Below are 16841 nucleotides of genomic sequence, written 5' to 3' on the forward strand. Positions count from 1 at the left end.
AACTTTCCCTATGCCTTAAATACAAGTGAGCATTCTGGCAAAAAGTTTCGCGTATCGATGATGGGGACTTTAAACGATAAAATATGATCTACAGAAAAATAATGGTGGTGGGTTGCCAAAACAAAGCAATCATACTTGTTAGATAGAGGAACACTTTTTTTTCCCGCTAAAAAGCTATATTCCCTGGTTACTCCAATTTCAGGAATATGATTATCGTGATAGTCGACAATAGCTCCTTTTTCTTGCATCAATTTGATTAACTCTAGGCTAGGACTTTCTCGCATATCATCAATGTCAGCTTTGTAAGCGAGCCCTAAAACTAGGATTTTGGACCCTTTCATGGCTTTGTTAGCTTGGTTTAAACAGTCTTGAACTTTGCTAACCACATAGCGCGGCATAGAGCGGTTAATTTCACCCGCAAGCTCAATAAAACGTGTTTGCACCCCATATTCTTTTGCTTTCCAAGTAAGGTAAAAGGGATCAATTGGGATACAGTGGCCTCCTAAACCTGGTCCTGGCCAGAAAGGCATAAAACCAAATGGTTTGGTGGCGGCTGCTCGAATGACTTCCCAGACGTCAATACCCATGGGATCACAAATCAATTTTAGCTCGTTCACAAGGGCAATATTGACGCTGCGGAAGATGTTTTCAAATAACTTAGCGGTCTCCGCTACGCGCGTACCGGACAAAGGCACGATGTTTTCAATTCCAAGCCGGTAGAGTTCTACTGCTAATTCTAAGCTTTTTTGATTAGCTCCTCCTACAAGCTTAGGGATGTTTTTTGTGCCGAAAGACTTATTACCAGGATCTTCTCTTTCAGGGCTGAAACAGACATAGAGGTTTTCATTAAGACGTAAATTTCCAGATTTTTCTAACATAGGAATGACCACTTCCTCTGTTGTGCCTGGCCAAGTTGTGCTTTCTAGAGAAACAAGTGTGTGTGGTTGTAGATGAGGAGCAAGGGCTTCGCAGGTTTTCACCACAAAGCGTAAATCAGGTTCTAAATGATGATCAAGGGGGGTTGGAACGCAAATGATCACCGCATCGCAGTTCCGAATTTGATCGTAGTTCGAGGTGGCGGTGAATCGATTATTTTCGCGAACTTTTTGCAGCCTACCGTGATTGAAGTGTTGAATATAACTTTTGCCCTCTTGAATAGCTGAAATTTTATTTTCATCGATGTCAAATCCAATGACACGCACATTTGCTTCGGCAAAAACCAAAGAAAGAGGAAAGCCAACATAGCCTAAGCCGACAATTCCCACCGTAATTTGTTTAGATTTAATTTTTTCAATAGAAATAGGCATAATCAATTCCTTAACGTGGAGGAAGCTTACCAATTAGATTGAGAGATAGGTGCGTTAAAAAATTCCCTCTAAGGCGCACGACTGTATCAAATTTTTAGGCGCATTACAATATATTTATGAAAGAGAATTTTGGGAGAAGAGGGGTTGAAAAAGGGGCTATTATCGATCTTTTTGGTTTTTTAATATAAAAAAGTAAGAGGAAATAATGAAGAATGTAATCATCCCATATTTTTACATTTTAGATAGTAATCTAAAGAATCCTCCCTTTTCAGCTTTATCAGCCGAAAAGATTTTAACGGGGTATCATGCACCAATAGGCGCCTTCCAACCAGTTGCTCAAGTTTTTACAAAAAAATAGGGGTGGTTGAATCAAATAGCCTCTATCTTCATGTTAAAATGCGATGGGTGGCAGAGGATACAAAAAATTTCGAGGGAGTATATGGGCCAAAATCTTTAGCTTTCTTGCACCGGTAAGCTAGTAAAGAAAATAGCTCATAATGCCTTGCCAGTTATCCGACAAGTAGTTGAAGATCGTGTTGACATACTCTATTCTGCATTTATCACAGAAAATATTAACCAATTTTTAAGAGCTGGCCCTTAATTTTAGCCTATAAGCTTGAGTCTTTACTGACAGACGTAACGACTTTACCTGGAAATGTAAAGCTGCTTTACAAGAAGACCAATTTAAACCTTGCAGGATAATAAGAAATTAAATATATTTTCCTTTTCTTTGGAGGAGTGTCTGAGCGGCCGAAAGAGCACGCTTGGAAAGCGTGTGTACGTTTATCGCGTACCGTGGGTTCGAATCCCACCTCCTCCGCCATTTGACAGGGTCGCACGCGCTAGGTAATTACTGGACAGCTTTAGCTGTGTGTGGATCACTTTTTTCTTCATTTTCAAGTTCGAAAATAGAAAATTCAAGCTTTGTTATTTTTCTTTCTTTTTCAATTCTCGATAGGCTAAATCTAGGACTGTTTGGGTTGTGGCAGGGCTAGCCTTAACTCTTGTTCAGCAAGAGCAATTGGAGAGGCATTTTAGCAATTGATTTGACCGCCTAACGTTCGCTTAAGTTTATAGCGTATGTTTTGGCAAGCAATCCTATCCCTCTGGCATCCCTTTAGCATAAGAGAATTTATTGAGATAATTGCCATCAGCATCATACAAAGTGACAAGCCCACTTCCTTCAGAAACTTCGCTGACGGGGGTTTTTTCCCCTTTTTTATAATATTTTCCTTTAACAAGCTTACCATGGTCGTATTCTTCAATCATCATTAAGTTGCCGTCCATGTAATAGGCAAGAGAAATTCCATTTTTGTTGTTGTTGCTCATTTCTCGTTGGCTTTCGAGTTGCCCATTGCGATACCAGGTTTTACATACTCCTTGAATTTTGCCTTCATACCACTGAATGGAAAGGAGCGGTTGCAAGGGTTGTTTGTTATGGAGCTGGGGATAGAATTCAATTTCTTCTCCCTGTTTTTTTTGGTTGAGTATGTGGTAGGTATTTACTAAAAAGCCCTTTTCATCAAATACACTTACTTTTCCTTCTAATAGACCATTTTGGTATTCTTGAAATTCCTGGACACTTTCCCGATTGAAAGCGGCTCGGATTCCATACCCATTTTCAATTTGCGCGATGAGATTGTTTGATTTATCGTAATAAAAGGCTGAAATAAGCAAGTCATTTTCGTAAACTTCCTCAGCGGCTATTTGGCAGGGAGTCCAATACCTTTTGGCAAATCCTTCTTTTTTACCTGCAGCATACTGGGTCACTTGAAGGAGATCCCCGTTGTCTAAAAAAATTTCGTAATCGCCTTCAATTTTATCCTCTTTATAAAAAACGCACTTCCAAATCTTCCCGTTGGGATGGTAATACACCGATTCTCCCTCAAGCATACCCTTGGAATAATGGATGTAGGCTTCAATCCCTCCTTCTTCGTTCCACACTTTAGCCATTCCATCGAATAGCCAACTTTTTTCAGCGGCTGTATTGAGATCCGCCACCCCTCCAATAATAGTCGCAGTGAGTTTAATCTTCCCAGTGGGATACCATTCTTTATATTGTCCGAAAGCACGGTTGTTAACAACTTCTAGATATTGTTGGATTTGCCCATTGGGATAGTAACTCGTGATTAGAGCTTTTGAATTGCCAAACTTATCTTTGCCATATACCCGCATCACTTTTTGGTAGGGCTGATTACTTAGAAAATCTATGTTTTCATATTGTTTAACCCGTTCGCGGCTGGTAAAAGTCTCTGAGAGGCCATTTTGGTCAATGATATTGATGGTAGAAAGTTGTTCGGGCTTATATTCACAGTAAAAATAGCGCGTGCACCCGCTTAAGCATAGGAGGTAGAAAAGGCAGAGTAATCGAATGGGCATGGTTATAAGATTTCTCTTTTTAAAAGTTTCATATTAATAGTAAAAATCTCATTTTTGTTGGCTAACGCTTTCTTTTCCAAGTTGAAGTCGATGAGAATCAGCTGGGGGCGATTGGGCGCAGGTTCATGCTTCCCTATTTTTTGCCCCTCAATCAAGGAAAGGATTGTGGCAATATCCGAAGCATCCACTTCAACTGGATGGACTTGGGTGACAACTGTCTCCTGAAACCCGGGAAGGGTGTCTACCACGCCCTCGGAAAAGAGTAGCTTATTTGCTGAGCCGGTTAAAAAATCAAACCGCTTACGAACAGTGTCATCTCCGGCATAATTTTTATTTTCCATTACTTCTTTTAAGCTTTGGATCTCGGGCTTTAGAAAAGTCAATTGTTCGAGTTGCTTATCGATATAAAAGCGATCTGCATCTTTAAAGTGATGACTTACAGCCTTATTGTTAGCTTGTCTTCTGGCTTGTAAAAAAGCTTGGCTTTGCGTGTCCTCTATAAATTTTTTCAAATAAGTTATTTCGCTTTGATTGGAAAAAAAATAAGCTATTGAAAACAGCAGGGGCAAAGCTCCTAAAAGCATAAGGTAAAGCAAAAGCCTATTTTGGGGGATTTGACTCAACATACCGGTAGCCTTACTTAATGGATGATGGATATAAAGTTCGATCTTTCAAGAAGAAAGAGGTGTGATAACGGCCCCTATTTGTGCCCCATTTAATCTCTCCTTTGGGATCAACTATTTCGTTTGGAGAAATGAGAAAGTCATGAAATTCCCTGGCTTGTGTAGGAGTGGGAGCCGAAAAGTCTAGATCTACTCTTATCTGGTAGGCTTCATTTTTTTTGCTTTTATCAGGTCGTTTGACCATTTTGTAAACAAAGCTTTCAATTTTTAAGCCTGCTGGTTTTTGCCCCTCTGCATCGTCAGGAGGACTAAAAGAAGGATGTTTAGCTAGCCAAGCTAAAACATCGCTTACCGAGGGGGTATTTGGAAATAAAGGATAAGAATCGGGTGAGCTACTTACAATTTGATTAAGGAATTGAATGCGAGCAGAAAGATCCTCTGTGGAAAGTTGCCTAGGATCTAAGTCCTCTTTAGCCAAAATCGGTTCTAGACCATTTTTTTTACGAAATTGCTCTTCGAATTCAGGATAGGAACGGTGTAATGAAGCGAGTAAATCAGCGTAATCTTTGCGGATTAGATCGGTTTGTTTACTGAGATAAGCCGTTCCAAAGCCATAAAGAGCAAAGGCGAGAAAAACGCAAGCAGCAAAATAGGCAATAAGGGAGTTTTTTAAACGTTTCCAGGGATGGGGGAAACTATATTGCTTTTGCCTAAAGTTAATTTGTTCTTTCCAACTGGGAAGGCCCGTTAAGGCTATACCTATAGGAATTGCGTAAGATTGCAATTCTTCCCCCTTCAAATTAAAATTCTGATGCTCGGCTGGTTGAAGGAGAGCAAGTTCAAGGTTACGGCAGGCTTCTTTTACCAGGATAGGGTATGATCCCATTTCTCCTGTTACTAATATCTCTTTGGGGTCAAACCCTTTTATTTGCTTCGAAATACCTAACACAAGGCGAGTCACATCAATCTTTAAATGTTCCAGGCTTTCTTTAAGGTAGGGAAGGTTTTCGATTTCTTGAGCCTCTAAAGAAGCTAAAGATCTTTCTTTAAAGTTGTCATTTTGCAAAATATCTTGATGAAAAGCATGGGCAAGCTGCTCTGCGCCACGAGGAATGGATTGGGCGGCAATGACTTTACCTTCTTCTGCTAAAACACAGGAAGTGAGCAGACTTCCCACATGTAAAATTAATAAAGGCCCGGCGCGTTCAGAAAACACAGAAGCAAAGGCCGCAAGTGCCGCTGGTATACAAGAAAGCAATTCCGGCTCAATATAAAAAGTATTCCAGCTACTTATTTCTTTTTCGATGTAATCTTTTCGTGCGGCTACAATGGTTAATTTCGAACTGTCTGCAGTTGTCTCAAGTTTTGTCCACTCGATGATGGCATTCTCCACAGGAAAAGGAAGAAGAGGCTCAGCTTGAAAATCGATCACAGAAGCAATTTCAGAACCTTTTTTAAGTTTGACTTCTAACGGACGAATCAAGACTTCATCTGTTTTTAAAGCAACCCCCACGAGGGCATTTGTCGTGAGGGCGGTAAGGGCATGTGCTGTCTCTTGCGAAAAAGAAGAGGAGCTTTCATTAGACAATGTTTCGGAAAAAAAGATCCGAATCAAGGACGGCTTACCTCTAACTTCTGTCAGTAAGGCGCCCTTTAGTTTATTAGATTCGATCTCCAACCCCAAAACATGCAACGCATTGGGTGAATCTAGCATGAAAAATACTCTGTCCTTTTGGTCTAAATTGTCAAAACCATAGACCAAAAATCAAGAATATTCAAGATGAATCTTTTACCCAGTGCAAGGATTGATTTTTTTACGATTTAACGCGTGAGTAGACAAGATCGTTTTTATCATGTTCGTCTAAGACCAGCTTCCACTCTTCCGCCTGATGGCTAAATTCTTCTAAGACATCAATAAAAGTTCGATGGGAAAGATGATCGATTTTACCATTATGGTTAAGAAAAATTTTGTATTGTCGTTCGTCTACGCTTAAAAAAGTTTCAAGGGCGCTGTCATCAAAAGGGGCTTTACCGCTCAAGCAGTGCCGCACACTTTGGGGAATAAAATTTTCGCCAAAATAAACCTGAGTGAGGAGTGAAATCTGCGAAATATGATCTGTTTTAACGAAAATATCGGAGCCCATTAAAGTAATCTGGGCGCAATCTTCGTGATCTAATTTGTTAAATAGTTTTTTTATTTCACTATCTAATATCATAACTTCACCCTTGTGAGAAGGTTAGACTGAGATAATTAAGGTGTATGGCTCAATTATCATTTTATTTTAATTATAACCGAGAGATTTAAAAAAATAAATTAAATTTTTTAGGGTTTTAAGTGCCCAAATTAAGTTATTTAGTCAGATTTACATATTTTGCAAGCAAAGTGAGTTTTGAAAAAAATGGCAGTTTTTTTGCAGTTTACGAAGTCTGCATGAGTGGTTTTATAGAGCAAGTCTTGCTACGACTCAAAATAAATAAAAAAAGTAAAAACTACAACAGATTATACTCTGCTAATAAGGGGATAAAATGGTAATTCATACGGAAGGAGGCCTTAAAGGGAGGAGATTAAATAAGTTTAGGCCGCTTAGATTTTCTATTAGTACTCTTGTTACCTCAGTGCATCTCATTGTAGATAAATAAGATTACCGTAGTTTTGTTGTTGAGGTTGAAAGTAAAATAACGTGGAATTAAAGTGGCACTATTAAGCTAATTAAGAGGAAAGTATTTATGTCTTTAAAAATAGGCTGCTATATTCCCTCGCCTCCTTTAGAGGAATTTACTCCCCCAAAATTAGGCCCCCTTAAAGCGCTCCCCTCAGAGCTTATTTTTAAGATTTTTTCCGATGCTGAACCGGCTAAAAAAATTCTGAGCGATTTCGAACCTCCTGATTTTTTAGGAGCAATTACTTGTATGCTGGCCCAGTATTGTAGCAATCCTGCGACTTTTTTCTTTAAAGAAGGTGGGCCTACCCGTTGCTGGCTGCGTTATAATGGCCATTATGTGGCAGTGGAAATGATCGACGAGGGGCTCGCTGAATGATCGAGCTATCTCTCCTAGAGAAGCGATTGCTTTCTCTGCACAATATAGACAGGCTCAAAGCGTGGTATAGCCGAAGAGGGCTAAAGTGAGCATAACGAGATAGGCACCTATGTCATTTCCCCTGCCCTTTTGAAAAGCGTAGGTGACCATGTTCGCGCTTTGTAAGTCAGGTTGATTCCACGCTACTGTAGCCAAGAGAGCAAGAGCTGTGGTAGTGCAAACTAGCATAACTAAGAAAGGGGCTGCTAAGGTGGCGGCTCCATCCGCCACAGGATTGGATGTTTGGGCGCTAAAATAGGATAATTCCAATGCCGGCATCTGTGGCAAATAGGCCTCTCTCCAAGCCCTCAGTTACAGTTTTGAAAATGCTGTATCCTACAATCCCTCCTACAGCTGGCTTAATGGCAAAAGCAGATTGGAAAATCAGTTGAAAAGCTACGAGTATATTTTCATAGTGGCTCACAATACTCCATAAAACCCCTTCTAAATACAGAGTTGCTTTAAGGGAGAACGATCACCGCGGCTAACTTTGCAACGCGTTGAATGCCACCTAATATCACAATGCCTACAAGGAAGGCTATCGCGATTTTCACCCATTTAGCTAATGGCAGAGAGATAGGATTGACTTGGGCTAAGTTTCCTACCCTCAAGGCCCACACACAGTCAACCTGGAAAAATTAAACTTAGAGATTTTAAGCCAAGCCCATTTTTTAAATAATCCATACTTCTGCCGACATATTCCCCCTAGGCATTTATCTCTTGATATTTAACAGCTAATAAGTAGCTTGCATATTGAATAGCTGCCTCCAAAATGCCATGAGCCATATCCGCACTAATGCCCCTGGCCCACCTGTTGATAAAGCCACCGTCTCATTCATTCCCGCAATATTTCCAGTTCCAAAATTTCCAGCTAATACAGCAGAAAGAGCTTCAAAATGACTGACGTTTCCCTGCTCGTTTCCTTCTTTTTTAAGCAGTTGTTTAAAGCTGGTCAAAAGTTTGGAGATTTGGACACATTTTAAGTGATAAGGGAGGTAAAGACCTAAAAGAAGGATAGAAGGGAAAAGGATAAACCCGATTAAGCTTTCGTTTGGGAATATCAGCAAGCTTTTCATGGTTAATCCCTATGCGCATTCCTTAAGAAAAAGAATAAAGCCCATGCTCTCATAAAAATGGATGCTTTACAAATAAGGATGATAAACAAAAAATGTCATATTTTTGTTTATATAAGCATTGCCGATAGGGGAGTTTTTACTTTGTGAAAATTAACCACTTTTTATCTTTATAGAAATGACAGTTTAAATTAAGGTTTAGCCTTTTATTTTAAAAGGAACGGAGTGCTGAAACGGCCAGATTTAGGCTGCTTTTTTGGAGTCATTAGCTATTCTTCAATTAATTTTAAAATTAAAATGAAATGAAAGCTTGGCATTAATCAGTGAATTTAGTAGTTTGACATTTAGTTTACATGCTAGTTAATCTATAAGGTTGGTCGACAATGTATCTACAGATAGATTGATAGCAAAAAAACAGTTTAAAAGGAGGGTAGGCTTTAGTATATTACTGAGGAATGCTAGAATGAGAATATAATATAACAAATTTTTAAACATATAACATTTGTGGGGGTAGTGTGAGCGACTTTTATGAAAGACAACTCAATTTTATCCTAAAAAAAATCGAGGAATATGAATTAAACAAAATACCATTATCTTGTTTTGTTTATGAGTGCGATGGCGTGCTATGCCTAATGGAAGAAGGGGTTAATCCCATTTTAGAAAGAAAAATCAGGGCATACTGGTGGGAATTGGAACAAGTCCAAACCACCACTTATGCTCATGAACAAAAGACGGTGGATTTCAATGAGCAAAAAATTATTGAAGAAGCTTTGGAAGGTATCAAGCAACTAATCCATCGGGAATTGCTTTTGATTCAAATTAGCGGAAAGCATTCCCGGTCTCTTCGCAAAGTTGAGCAATATGATTGGTGAAAGCCAATTTTCTAACCCTTATCAGGAAGAATACTCCAGCGAATTTACAGAAATGACCTCTTCCTGATTCAAAGGATCTCTTCTCTGCGCGCTAATACTTTCACATGCGCTTTCACAGACTGAGCGAGTGCAAGTAAGTGATACCCCCCTTCTAGTATTGAAATGACCCTATTTTCTGCATATCGGCGAGCAATTTCTTTGGTCAATATAGTCAATTCAGCAAAATCTCTCTCAGTTAAGTTAAAGCGACCTAAGGGGTCGAGGAAATGCGCATCAAAGCCAGCGGAGATGAGCACAAGGTTGGGAACAAAAGTCTCCATGGCAGGAATAAGCTTTTTATAAAAAGCTTTTAAAATTTCAAACCGAGCTTCCTCTCCCCCTCTAATCGGGCAATTCAAGATTGTTCCGACACCCTCTCCTTCACCCGCAAAAAGGGTATCGCCTGTACCCGGGTAATTTCCTTGCTCATGTGTACTAAAGTAGAAGACAGAAGGATCATCTTTAAAAATATCTTCTGTGCCGTCTCCATGATGGAGATCCCAATCGACAATCAATACTTTCTTGATAAAAGGATATTTTTTTTGCGCATAGCGAGCTCCAATGGCAATATTATTAAACAGGCAAAAGCCTTTTCCTTGCGCTTTTCTCGCATGGTGACCGGGAGGGCGTACGATGCAAAAAGCATTTTGGCCTTCTTTATTCAAAATGGCATCTACTGCAGTTAATACGCCGCCTGCTGCACGAATAGCCACCTCAAACGAGCTAGGGCAGATATTCACATCTCCTGTGCTTAACTCTGTAGAGCCATCTGTCTGAGCATATTTGACTTCATCTTGTACAAGTTGCCAATAATCTTCTGTATGGCAAAGGAGAATCTCTTCTTTGGTTGCTTTTCGAGGCGTGCGAGTATTTTGGCCAGTTTTTAGCCCCGATTGCATCAAGGCTTGATTAACCACCCTAGCACGCTCGGGAGTTTCCACATGAAAAGGGCCTGTTAAATGTTGGAGATAGAGGGGATCTTCAATAATGAGAGTGGGTAAAGTTGGAGGTGGCATAATTTGTTCCTTTTTAATGAAACTTTTAATTTCGAAAATCGAGTAATAAACTCCCTGTTTTTTAATAGAAATTCTGCTAAAATCCTATCTTTTTTATTTAGTGGGAGTGTGTTGTGTTAAAGTTAGCCCCAGATCATTGGAAAATGATTTTTCGCCAAAATTTTACTCAATGGAAAACACTAGCGGATTTCCTCGAGTTGGATCAACCCCTGCGCGAGCAAATTTTGAAACACCCCTCTTTTCCTTTAAATCTTCCGCGACGTTTAGCTGAAAAAATTAAAAAAAACACGCTTGATGATCCTATCTTAAAGCAATTCTTACCCACTTTATCCGAGCAAATCCCATTGGCTGGTTTTGTGCTTGATCCTGTGGAAGACAGGCAATTTGCTAAAGCCCCTAAGCTCTTGCACAAATATCATGGCAGGGCTTTGATTGTTTGTACAAGTGCTTGTGTGATGAATTGCCGTTTTTGTTTCAGGCAAAATTTCGATTATGAAGTTCAAGAAAAAGGCTTTCAAAAAGAGCTTGAGCTGATTGCTGCTGACGAATCCTTGCAAGAAATCATTTTAAGTGGGGGGGACCCTCTTTCTTTATCTGATAGGGTGATTGGCCATTTGCTCGACGAATTAAGTCGCCTTAAGCATGTGAAGCGAGTGCGCTTTCATACACGTTTTCCCATCGGGATCCCGGAGCGCATAGATGAAAATTTTCTTAAGCTATTTGAGAGCCGCCCTTATGTTACCTGGTTTGTTTTGCATACCAATCATCCGCATGAACTCGACGATCAGATTTTCTACCATTTGCATTTGCTTCAACAAAAAGGGGTAATTTTATTAACCCAATCGGTTTTGCTAAAAGGAATCAATGATTGTTCAAATGTTTTAAGAGAGCTTTTTACCCTTTTAGTTAATCGAGGAATTATTCCTTATTACCTCCATCAATTGGATCGGGTCCAAGGGGGGGGACATTTCGAGGTGTCGGAAGAAACTGGCAAAAAGCTCATTCAAGAGATCGCTAAATACCTTCCTGGGTATGCTGTCCCTAAGTATGTAAGAGAAATTGCAGGGGAGCCGCATAAGACTCCTCTATTTTAGCTAGTATAAGCCGCGATAATTTCTTCTTTAATTTTGGAAAGAGGCTTTTCTGGTCCAAAAGTATACGCGTATACTTCTTGGCGTATCGCGCCAAATTTTTCTTGATCAGTTGGAAGGCTTTTTTCAATGGTTTGGTAAAGAGCGGGAAATTGTTCAGGCGCAATTTCTGTCCCACACCGAAATAGATAAAGGCCCCGATCTGTTTTGGTATCTCTACGTTGCTTATTTAAGAAGAACATGGGTTTATTAAACGCTAAAAAGTCATAGCCAACTGATGACATGTCTCCAATATAAATATCCGCATAATCCAATAAAGGATAAACGAGAGGAAAATCTTTTAAAAAAATGATATTGCTTTTGCCTTGGTGTTTGCCCAAGATCCGGTAGTAGGCCACAGTATCATCCAGTTCCAAGCGGGGATGGAGCTTGACGATTAAGTTATAGTCGGGGGGGAGCCCATCTAAAACATATCTAGATGAATCAAAGAAGCTAGTGGATTCTTCTAAATCTAACCAGGTGGGGGCATACAAAATTGTGGGGTTTGCTGGATTAAATTGAGGCAAAATCTCTTTTTTGATCAGTTGATCGTAAAAAGCCTTATTTTTTTTATAATAAGTATACCGATAATTCCCTGTAATAACGTAAGCGTGGAGGTTTTCAAAGGTTTGGTAGTGCTTTAGCTGGTCCAGCATATTCTGCCCATAAATTAGGGTGATATCTTCATTCGCACTTTTTTTCAGATAAAATCCTTTATCGGAAAACCCATGAGGGCAATGAACATTTCTGAGCCTTTTTTGATATTTCATTTCTAGATTGAAATATTTTTCTCGAAAGGTTTTTCTGTCCCATAAATCGGACATAAATAAGACGTCGTAATGGGCGATTAAAAACTCCGGATCAAACGAGTCGTAATCCACTTTTTGAGCATTGAGCCCGGGATAATATCTTGATCCTAAGGCGTAGTCTAATTCGTCGATAAATAAAAGGGGGATGCCCATAAGGATGCAGACTACAGCAAGATGGTCGGTATAGTGTATATTGGCAGAGGGGTTAACACCCACCCCTTTTTTTGGCTCTGTCATAAGGGTTTTAAATCGTTAGAGTGGCATTTTTTAAGGCTTTATGTACAAATTCTGCTCGCTTGTGGGGAATTTCTTCCTGGGGGATTTTTTCATCTCCACATTGAAATAGCAAATGAGCGCGCCGGCAGGCGAAAAACAATTCATTGAGCTTATCGACGGTAATTCCTGTGAGCCAGCCCAGATCCGTTCCCAATTTTAATAAGCTTATCGCATTCAAAGCTTCAATGGCTTCCAGTTTATAGGAGTGAACCAGAACTCCAAACGCACGGCTCACCTTATCCATCACTTCTGGATTTTTTTGTTGATGCAGGTGCATACGGGCTGTACTTTCCTCTACGACAAGTTTAGTAATGAAAGCACGCAAAGAGGCGATCACATTTTCCTCCGTGACTCCCAGGGTATAACGGTTGCGTATGGCGAGGAGATCTCCAATAATTTCATGGGGATTCCCTTGTAGGCTAGTAATGGTCAATGTTTCATTTCCTAAGCGGGCGAGGGTTTGATTGATTTCACCGGTTTGAATTAATGCGGACGGTTGAGCTAGAACTGTAATAGTCAATGCCGTTCCACATTGGCTCGGGTCAGCTGTTAGAAAACCAAAGTTTGGCGAAAATGCATAAGTAACCACTTTTCGCAAGGTGGTTTCTAATTTAACAAGGCGGGACCAAATTTGCTCAATTTCGCCATGGCAATCAATCCAGGTAATTTGCATGTGATCTTTAACATTGAGGGCGAGTAAAAATTCTCCGGAAGAGCCGAGGATAAAAGCTTCTCCTCCATGCGCTTGTTGGTAGCCTTCTTCAGACAAAAAATGCTCTACCAGGAATTCTTTTTCTAAAGGCCCTAATTCTTCTGAACGAATCAGAGCGGAATCTGCCAGGTGGTTAGATTGAAGAAGCTCATGGCTAACCAGAGAAATGATCTGTTTTTTCTGATCTGAGGAAAGCTTGCTAGGGAATTTAAATTTTTCAATATTTCTATTTAAGGTTGCAGTCGTAGCTAACCAAATCGTGTTGCGGTTATTGGCCCAAGGTTTGGTTTGCCGAATCAGAAAATCACTATTTTTCTTCATGTTTTTTCTCCGCATCCTTAGTAAGCTCCTTAATCTGATCGCGTAGCAGAGCTGCTTGTTCATAATCTTCTCGTTGCAAGGTTTCAGTTAGGGCTTCATTCAGAGCGAGTAAGCGCAAAGAAGAACTAATAATAGGGGCTTCTTGGGGAGTACGCCCAATATGGAAAAGGATCGATTTTTTATTACCTGCTAAGCGTGCTGGAATTTTATTAGAGGCGACCATATCTGCTAAAAGAGCTTCTCCAAAGACCTCATAACAAGTGCTACATCCCATGCGAGAGCCAATGCGAACCTCTTCCAGGGTAGTGTCGCAATTTCCGCAGGCAAGGTTGGTGCCTCCATCCCCGAGGTTTACGCCACCTTCTTTGTAGCTTTGCACCCCATAGAGTTTTTTCTTAAGCTCTGGGCAATCTGCGCACATACTAATATGGTTAATCGCGTTTCCTGAGATTTCGGTATAGCGTATTGCAATCGTTTTTTTGCATTCTGTGCATTCTAAGGGACGCTCTGGCTCTCTATCGGGAAAGAGTGGATTCTTTTTTTCTGGCATAGTCATTTTCCCTTTTAATGTTTATGGGTACCTATGAAAAGTAAAGCCGTTCCCCTATTAGGATTAAAAAACTCTCGGGAAGGAATCCCTGCATGGTGAGGAGAGTCAAGCTCACTATAGGAAAAAAAAAGAATAAAAGTAAAGGGAACATCGGATAGAAAGAAGAATGAGTCTTGATGGACTCGAACCATCGACTCCCTCATTAAAAGTGAGGTGCTCTACCAACTGAGCTAAAGACTCATTATATATTGACCCCAAGGGGATTCGAACCCCTGTTATCGGAATGAAAATCCGGTGTCCTAGACCTGACTAGACGATGGGGCCAGCGGACACAGTTTTGGGCTTGTTTCACTTGGTTACTTGCCCTTAACTTAAAGAAAACTATCTTACCGGACATCCTATTTTTGCACAAGCGTTTTTAAATTGTCGAAATCTCTTTTTCTTTTTTCGCTGCTATTTCATCAGCTAATTTGCAATAATTATCTGTCAGATCTTGGATTTCTTTCTCTTGCTTTTTCATTTGATCTTCAGGAAGCTCCCCTGCTGCTTTCTGCTTGCGCACTAAGTCGTTTGCATCGCGGCGCAAATTGCGAATGGTCACTTTTGCTTCTTCTTGTTTTTTACGGCAAAGCTTTGCCATTTCCTTCCGAAGAGATTCATCCATGGGGGGAATTTTGAGGCGGACCGCATTTCCATCCACGATAGGCATGAAACCTAAATTGGCTCTTTCAATCGCTTTTCCAATGGCATTAGTAGTCCCTGCATCGTAAGGAGTAATAAGCAATTGGCGAGCTTCTGGGCTATTAACAGTCGCGATATCGCGCAAACGCATTTGGCTTCCATAAACTTCCACCATAATACCATCTAGCATAGCTGGGTTGGCTTGACCTGTTCTAATTCCATTAAGATCATTTTTTAAATGTTCTAGGGCTGCTTCCATCTTTTGTTTGGTTTGTTTGACTGTACTCATTGCGAGTGCTCCTTAAATTTAATATTCTTCGACATACGTGCCTTTTTCTATTAAAGAGGCAATGTTAATTTGACCCCATTCCAATAGCTGCATGTTAAAAACGAGGATGGGGATATGGTTATTGCGGCACAATGCAACGGATGTAGCATCCATGACTTCCAGTTTTTCTGCAAGGAATTGCGAATAGCTAATCTTGGCATATTTTGTGGCTGTGGGGTGTTTAGTAGGATCTTTATCGTAAATCCCATCGACTTTTGTGGCTTTCAGCAAAATATCTGCTTGGATTTCACTTGCACGCAAGGCAGCAGCTGTGTCTGTGGTAAAATAAGGGTTACCTGTTCCCCCTACAAAAATAAGAATCTTACCTGCTTTTAGTAAATGGGTGGCATTATTCCACCGGTAAGAGGAGGCAATTTGGGGACATTCAATGGCCGACATGACTTGCGATGGGCAATCAATGGATTCTAAAGCTTGTTGAAGGACAATCCCATTCATCATGGTGGCCAGCATTCCCACATGATCGGAGGGAGGGCGTGGCATTCCAAGCTTTTTTAGATTTATCCCCCGGAAAATATTTCCCCCTCCGATCACGATCGCTAGTTCATGCTGATTATCATGAATTTTTTTTAAGGAATGTGCAATAGATTGGCAGGCTGCGTAATCAATCCCAAATTTTTGGGGGCCCATCAGAATTTCTCCGGATAGCTTTAAAAGAATGCGTTTATGCTTGTTTGCATGTATTTCCATAAGGTATTCCACTTAGTTGGTGCTGAATGGCTGAGTGTAAAGCTTGTTTTGGGAATTTGCAAGTATCGAATGGGAATATTTTGGAGGATTTAAATGTTTAATCCACTCGCTCCTTGTGTAAATTGGGAATTGTCTTTAAAATTGTCAATTAAGCTAAACACATAAACATTCATGCAAGTTATGCAACCTCATTTTTCCGTTTTACCCTTTGAAATTGAATCAAGTTGGCAAAAAGCTTTAGAAGAAGAATTAAAAAAGTCTTACCTTTTAGAGCTTGCTGTCTTTTTAGAAAAAGAGCGCGCTCAAGGCGCCCAGATTTACCCTCCTAAAAATTTGGTTTTCAATGCGCTTTGGAATACGCCCTTCGATCAAGTCAAAGTAGTTATTATTGGGCAAGATCCCTACCATGGTCAGGGGCAAGCACATGGATTGAGCTTTAGTGTGCCCGAAGGAATTACACAACCTCCTTCTTTGAAAAACATTTTTAAGGAGTTGTCAGACGATCTTGGAGTTTCTCCTCCCTCACATGGTTGTTTATTACATTGGGCTAAACAAGGAGTACTCCTGTTAAATGCGACCCTCACAGTTAGAAAAGGGGAACCTATGTCTCACGAGGGGAGGGGGTGGGAGCAATTTACCGATGCCGTCGTGAAAGCCTTGCTGATGCAAAAAAGGCCGCTGGTTTTTATCTTATGGGGCAGATGGGCTCAGAAAAAATGGGAACATTTCAAAAGTTTGCAAGATCCCAATCTACATTTAGTGCTAACAGCTGCACATCCTTCCCCCTATTCAGCTAATCAAGGATTTTTTGGATGCCGCCATTTTTCTAAGACAAATCAATGGTTAGAAAAGCACCATTTAACCCCGATTGATTGGAAAATTGTTTAAAACTCGTTCGTTTTCTTAATAGAAATTTGCTAGAATGTTTTTTTGTACTCT

Annotated in this window: 19 protein-coding genes and 3 tRNA genes; 5 read left to right on the forward strand and 17 right to left on the reverse strand. The window is 40.3% G+C overall.

All coding sequences use genetic code 11. From position 1 onward, the window contains the following. Positions 1–8: 8 nt before the first annotated feature. Positions 9–1307, reverse strand: a complete 1299-nt coding sequence (locus PARA125_RS02075) for a nucleotide sugar dehydrogenase (RefSeq protein ID WP_213157062.1) — start codon at positions 1305–1307, stop codon at positions 9–11. A 732-nt stretch (positions 1308–2039) separates the two neighbouring features. Between PARA125_RS02075 and PARA125_RS02080 the strand changes: the two genes are divergently transcribed. Then, a tRNA-Ser gene (locus PARA125_RS02080) sits at positions 2040–2130 on the forward strand. A 275-nt stretch (positions 2131–2405) separates the two neighbouring features. Here the strand turns inward: PARA125_RS02080 and PARA125_RS02085 are convergent. The 4 genes from PARA125_RS02085 to PARA125_RS02100 form a co-directional block, all read right to left on the reverse strand. Beyond that, positions 2406–3686 (reverse strand): toxin-antitoxin system YwqK family antitoxin, encoded by a 1281-nt coding sequence (locus PARA125_RS02085; RefSeq protein WP_213157063.1) that lies wholly within the window; start codon positions 3684–3686, stop codon positions 2406–2408. A gap of 2 nt (positions 3687–3688) precedes the next feature. Beyond that, positions 3689–4312 carry a hypothetical protein gene (locus PARA125_RS02090; RefSeq protein ID WP_213157064.1) on the reverse strand — a complete coding sequence of 208 codons (624 nt, stop codon included), beginning with the start codon at positions 4310–4312 and terminating at the stop codon, positions 3689–3691. A 10-nt stretch (positions 4313–4322) separates the two neighbouring features. Continuing rightward, positions 4323–6023 carry a type IV pilus biogenesis protein PilM gene (locus PARA125_RS02095; RefSeq protein ID WP_213157065.1) on the reverse strand — a complete coding sequence of 567 codons (1701 nt, stop codon included), beginning with the start codon at positions 6021–6023 and terminating at the stop codon, positions 4323–4325. Between the two features lie 100 nt (positions 6024–6123). Continuing rightward, positions 6124–6525: a hypothetical protein gene (locus PARA125_RS02100; protein WP_249274124.1), complete on the reverse strand. Its 402-nt coding sequence runs from the start codon at positions 6523–6525 to the stop codon at positions 6124–6126. Between the two features lie 511 nt (positions 6526–7036). Here PARA125_RS02100 and PARA125_RS02105 point away from each other — a divergent pair. Continuing rightward, entirely contained in the window at positions 7037–7348 is a 312-nt protein-coding gene (locus PARA125_RS02105) for a hypothetical protein (protein ID WP_213157066.1), read from the forward strand. A gap of 54 nt (positions 7349–7402) precedes the next feature. On the opposite strand, the gene PARA125_RS09915 is transcribed toward PARA125_RS02105, so the two are convergent. From PARA125_RS09915 to PARA125_RS09715, 4 genes are all read right to left on the reverse strand, one after another. Next, on the reverse strand, positions 7403–7666 hold the full coding sequence (locus tag PARA125_RS09915) for an alanine:cation symporter family protein (protein WP_283248315.1): 264 nt from the start codon (positions 7664–7666) through the stop codon (positions 7403–7405). Then, entirely contained in the window at positions 7638–7811 is a 174-nt protein-coding gene (locus PARA125_RS09920) for an alanine:cation symporter family protein (protein ID WP_349305642.1), read from the reverse strand. Before PARA125_RS09920 ends, PARA125_RS09915 begins: the two co-directional genes overlap by 29 nt. Positions 7812–7848: 37 nt before the next feature. Further along, on the reverse strand, positions 7849–8007 hold the full coding sequence (locus tag PARA125_RS09710) for a hypothetical protein (RefSeq protein ID WP_249274125.1): 159 nt from the start codon (positions 8005–8007) through the stop codon (positions 7849–7851). Between the two features lie 114 nt (positions 8008–8121). Next, positions 8122–8463, reverse strand: a complete 342-nt coding sequence (locus PARA125_RS09715; protein WP_249274126.1) for an alanine:cation symporter family protein — start codon at positions 8461–8463, stop codon at positions 8122–8124. A 512-nt stretch (positions 8464–8975) separates the two neighbouring features. Here PARA125_RS09715 and PARA125_RS02115 point away from each other — a divergent pair. Beyond that, positions 8976–9332, forward strand: a complete 357-nt coding sequence (locus tag PARA125_RS02115; RefSeq protein ID WP_213157067.1) for a hypothetical protein — start codon at positions 8976–8978, stop codon at positions 9330–9332. 68 nt (positions 9333–9400) lie between these two features. Here PARA125_RS02115 and PARA125_RS02120 read toward each other — a convergent pair whose 3' ends face one another. Continuing rightward, a complete protein-coding gene (locus tag PARA125_RS02120) occupies positions 9401–10387 on the reverse strand; it encodes a histone deacetylase family protein (protein WP_213157068.1) in 987 nt (328 codons plus the stop codon). Positions 10388–10500: 113 nt separating this feature from the next. Here PARA125_RS02120 and PARA125_RS02125 point away from each other — a divergent pair, with 113 nt between their 5' ends. Then, positions 10501–11481 (forward strand): KamA family radical SAM protein, encoded by a 981-nt coding sequence (locus PARA125_RS02125; protein ID WP_213157069.1) that lies wholly within the window; start codon positions 10501–10503, stop codon positions 11479–11481. Here PARA125_RS02125 and PARA125_RS02130 read toward each other — a convergent pair. The 7 genes from PARA125_RS02130 to pyrH form a co-directional block, all read right to left on the reverse strand. Further along, positions 11478–12563, reverse strand: a complete 1086-nt coding sequence (locus PARA125_RS02130) for a CDP-glycerol glycerophosphotransferase family protein (protein ID WP_213157070.1) — start codon at positions 12561–12563, stop codon at positions 11478–11480. The genes PARA125_RS02125 and PARA125_RS02130 overlap by 4 nt on opposite strands. 7 nt (positions 12564–12570) lie before the next feature. Continuing rightward, positions 12571–13635 carry a protein arginine kinase gene (locus PARA125_RS02135; RefSeq protein ID WP_213157071.1) on the reverse strand — a complete coding sequence of 355 codons (1065 nt, stop codon included), beginning with the start codon at positions 13633–13635 and terminating at the stop codon, positions 12571–12573. Continuing rightward, positions 13622–14185, reverse strand: coding sequence for a UvrB/UvrC motif-containing protein (locus PARA125_RS02140; protein WP_213157072.1), 564 nt, complete (start codon positions 14183–14185; stop codon positions 13622–13624). Before PARA125_RS02140 ends, PARA125_RS02135 begins: the two co-directional genes overlap by 14 nt. A 167-nt stretch (positions 14186–14352) precedes the next feature. Then, positions 14353–14425: transfer RNA gene (locus PARA125_RS02145), tRNA-Lys, on the reverse strand. Positions 14426–14434: 9 nt separating this feature from the next. Next, positions 14435–14509 (reverse strand) — tRNA-Glu (locus PARA125_RS02150). 94 nt (positions 14510–14603) lie between these two features. Beyond that, positions 14604–15155 carry a ribosome recycling factor gene (gene frr / locus PARA125_RS02155; RefSeq protein ID WP_213157073.1) on the reverse strand — a complete coding sequence of 184 codons (552 nt, stop codon included), beginning with the start codon at positions 15153–15155 and terminating at the stop codon, positions 14604–14606. 18 nt (positions 15156–15173) lie between these two features. Beyond that, a complete protein-coding gene (gene pyrH / locus PARA125_RS02160) occupies positions 15174–15902 on the reverse strand; it encodes a UMP kinase (RefSeq protein ID WP_213157074.1) in 729 nt (242 codons plus the stop codon). 171 nt (positions 15903–16073) lie between these two features. Between pyrH and ung the strand changes: the two genes are divergently transcribed. Next, positions 16074–16790: a uracil-DNA glycosylase gene (gene ung, locus PARA125_RS02165; protein ID WP_213157075.1), complete on the forward strand. Its 717-nt coding sequence runs from the start codon at positions 16074–16076 to the stop codon at positions 16788–16790. Positions 16791–16841: the final 51 nt, after the last annotated feature.

This window comes from Parachlamydia sp. AcF125, from assembly GCF_018342475.1.
Classification (GTDB): domain Bacteria; phylum Chlamydiota; class Chlamydiia; order Chlamydiales; family Parachlamydiaceae; genus Parachlamydia.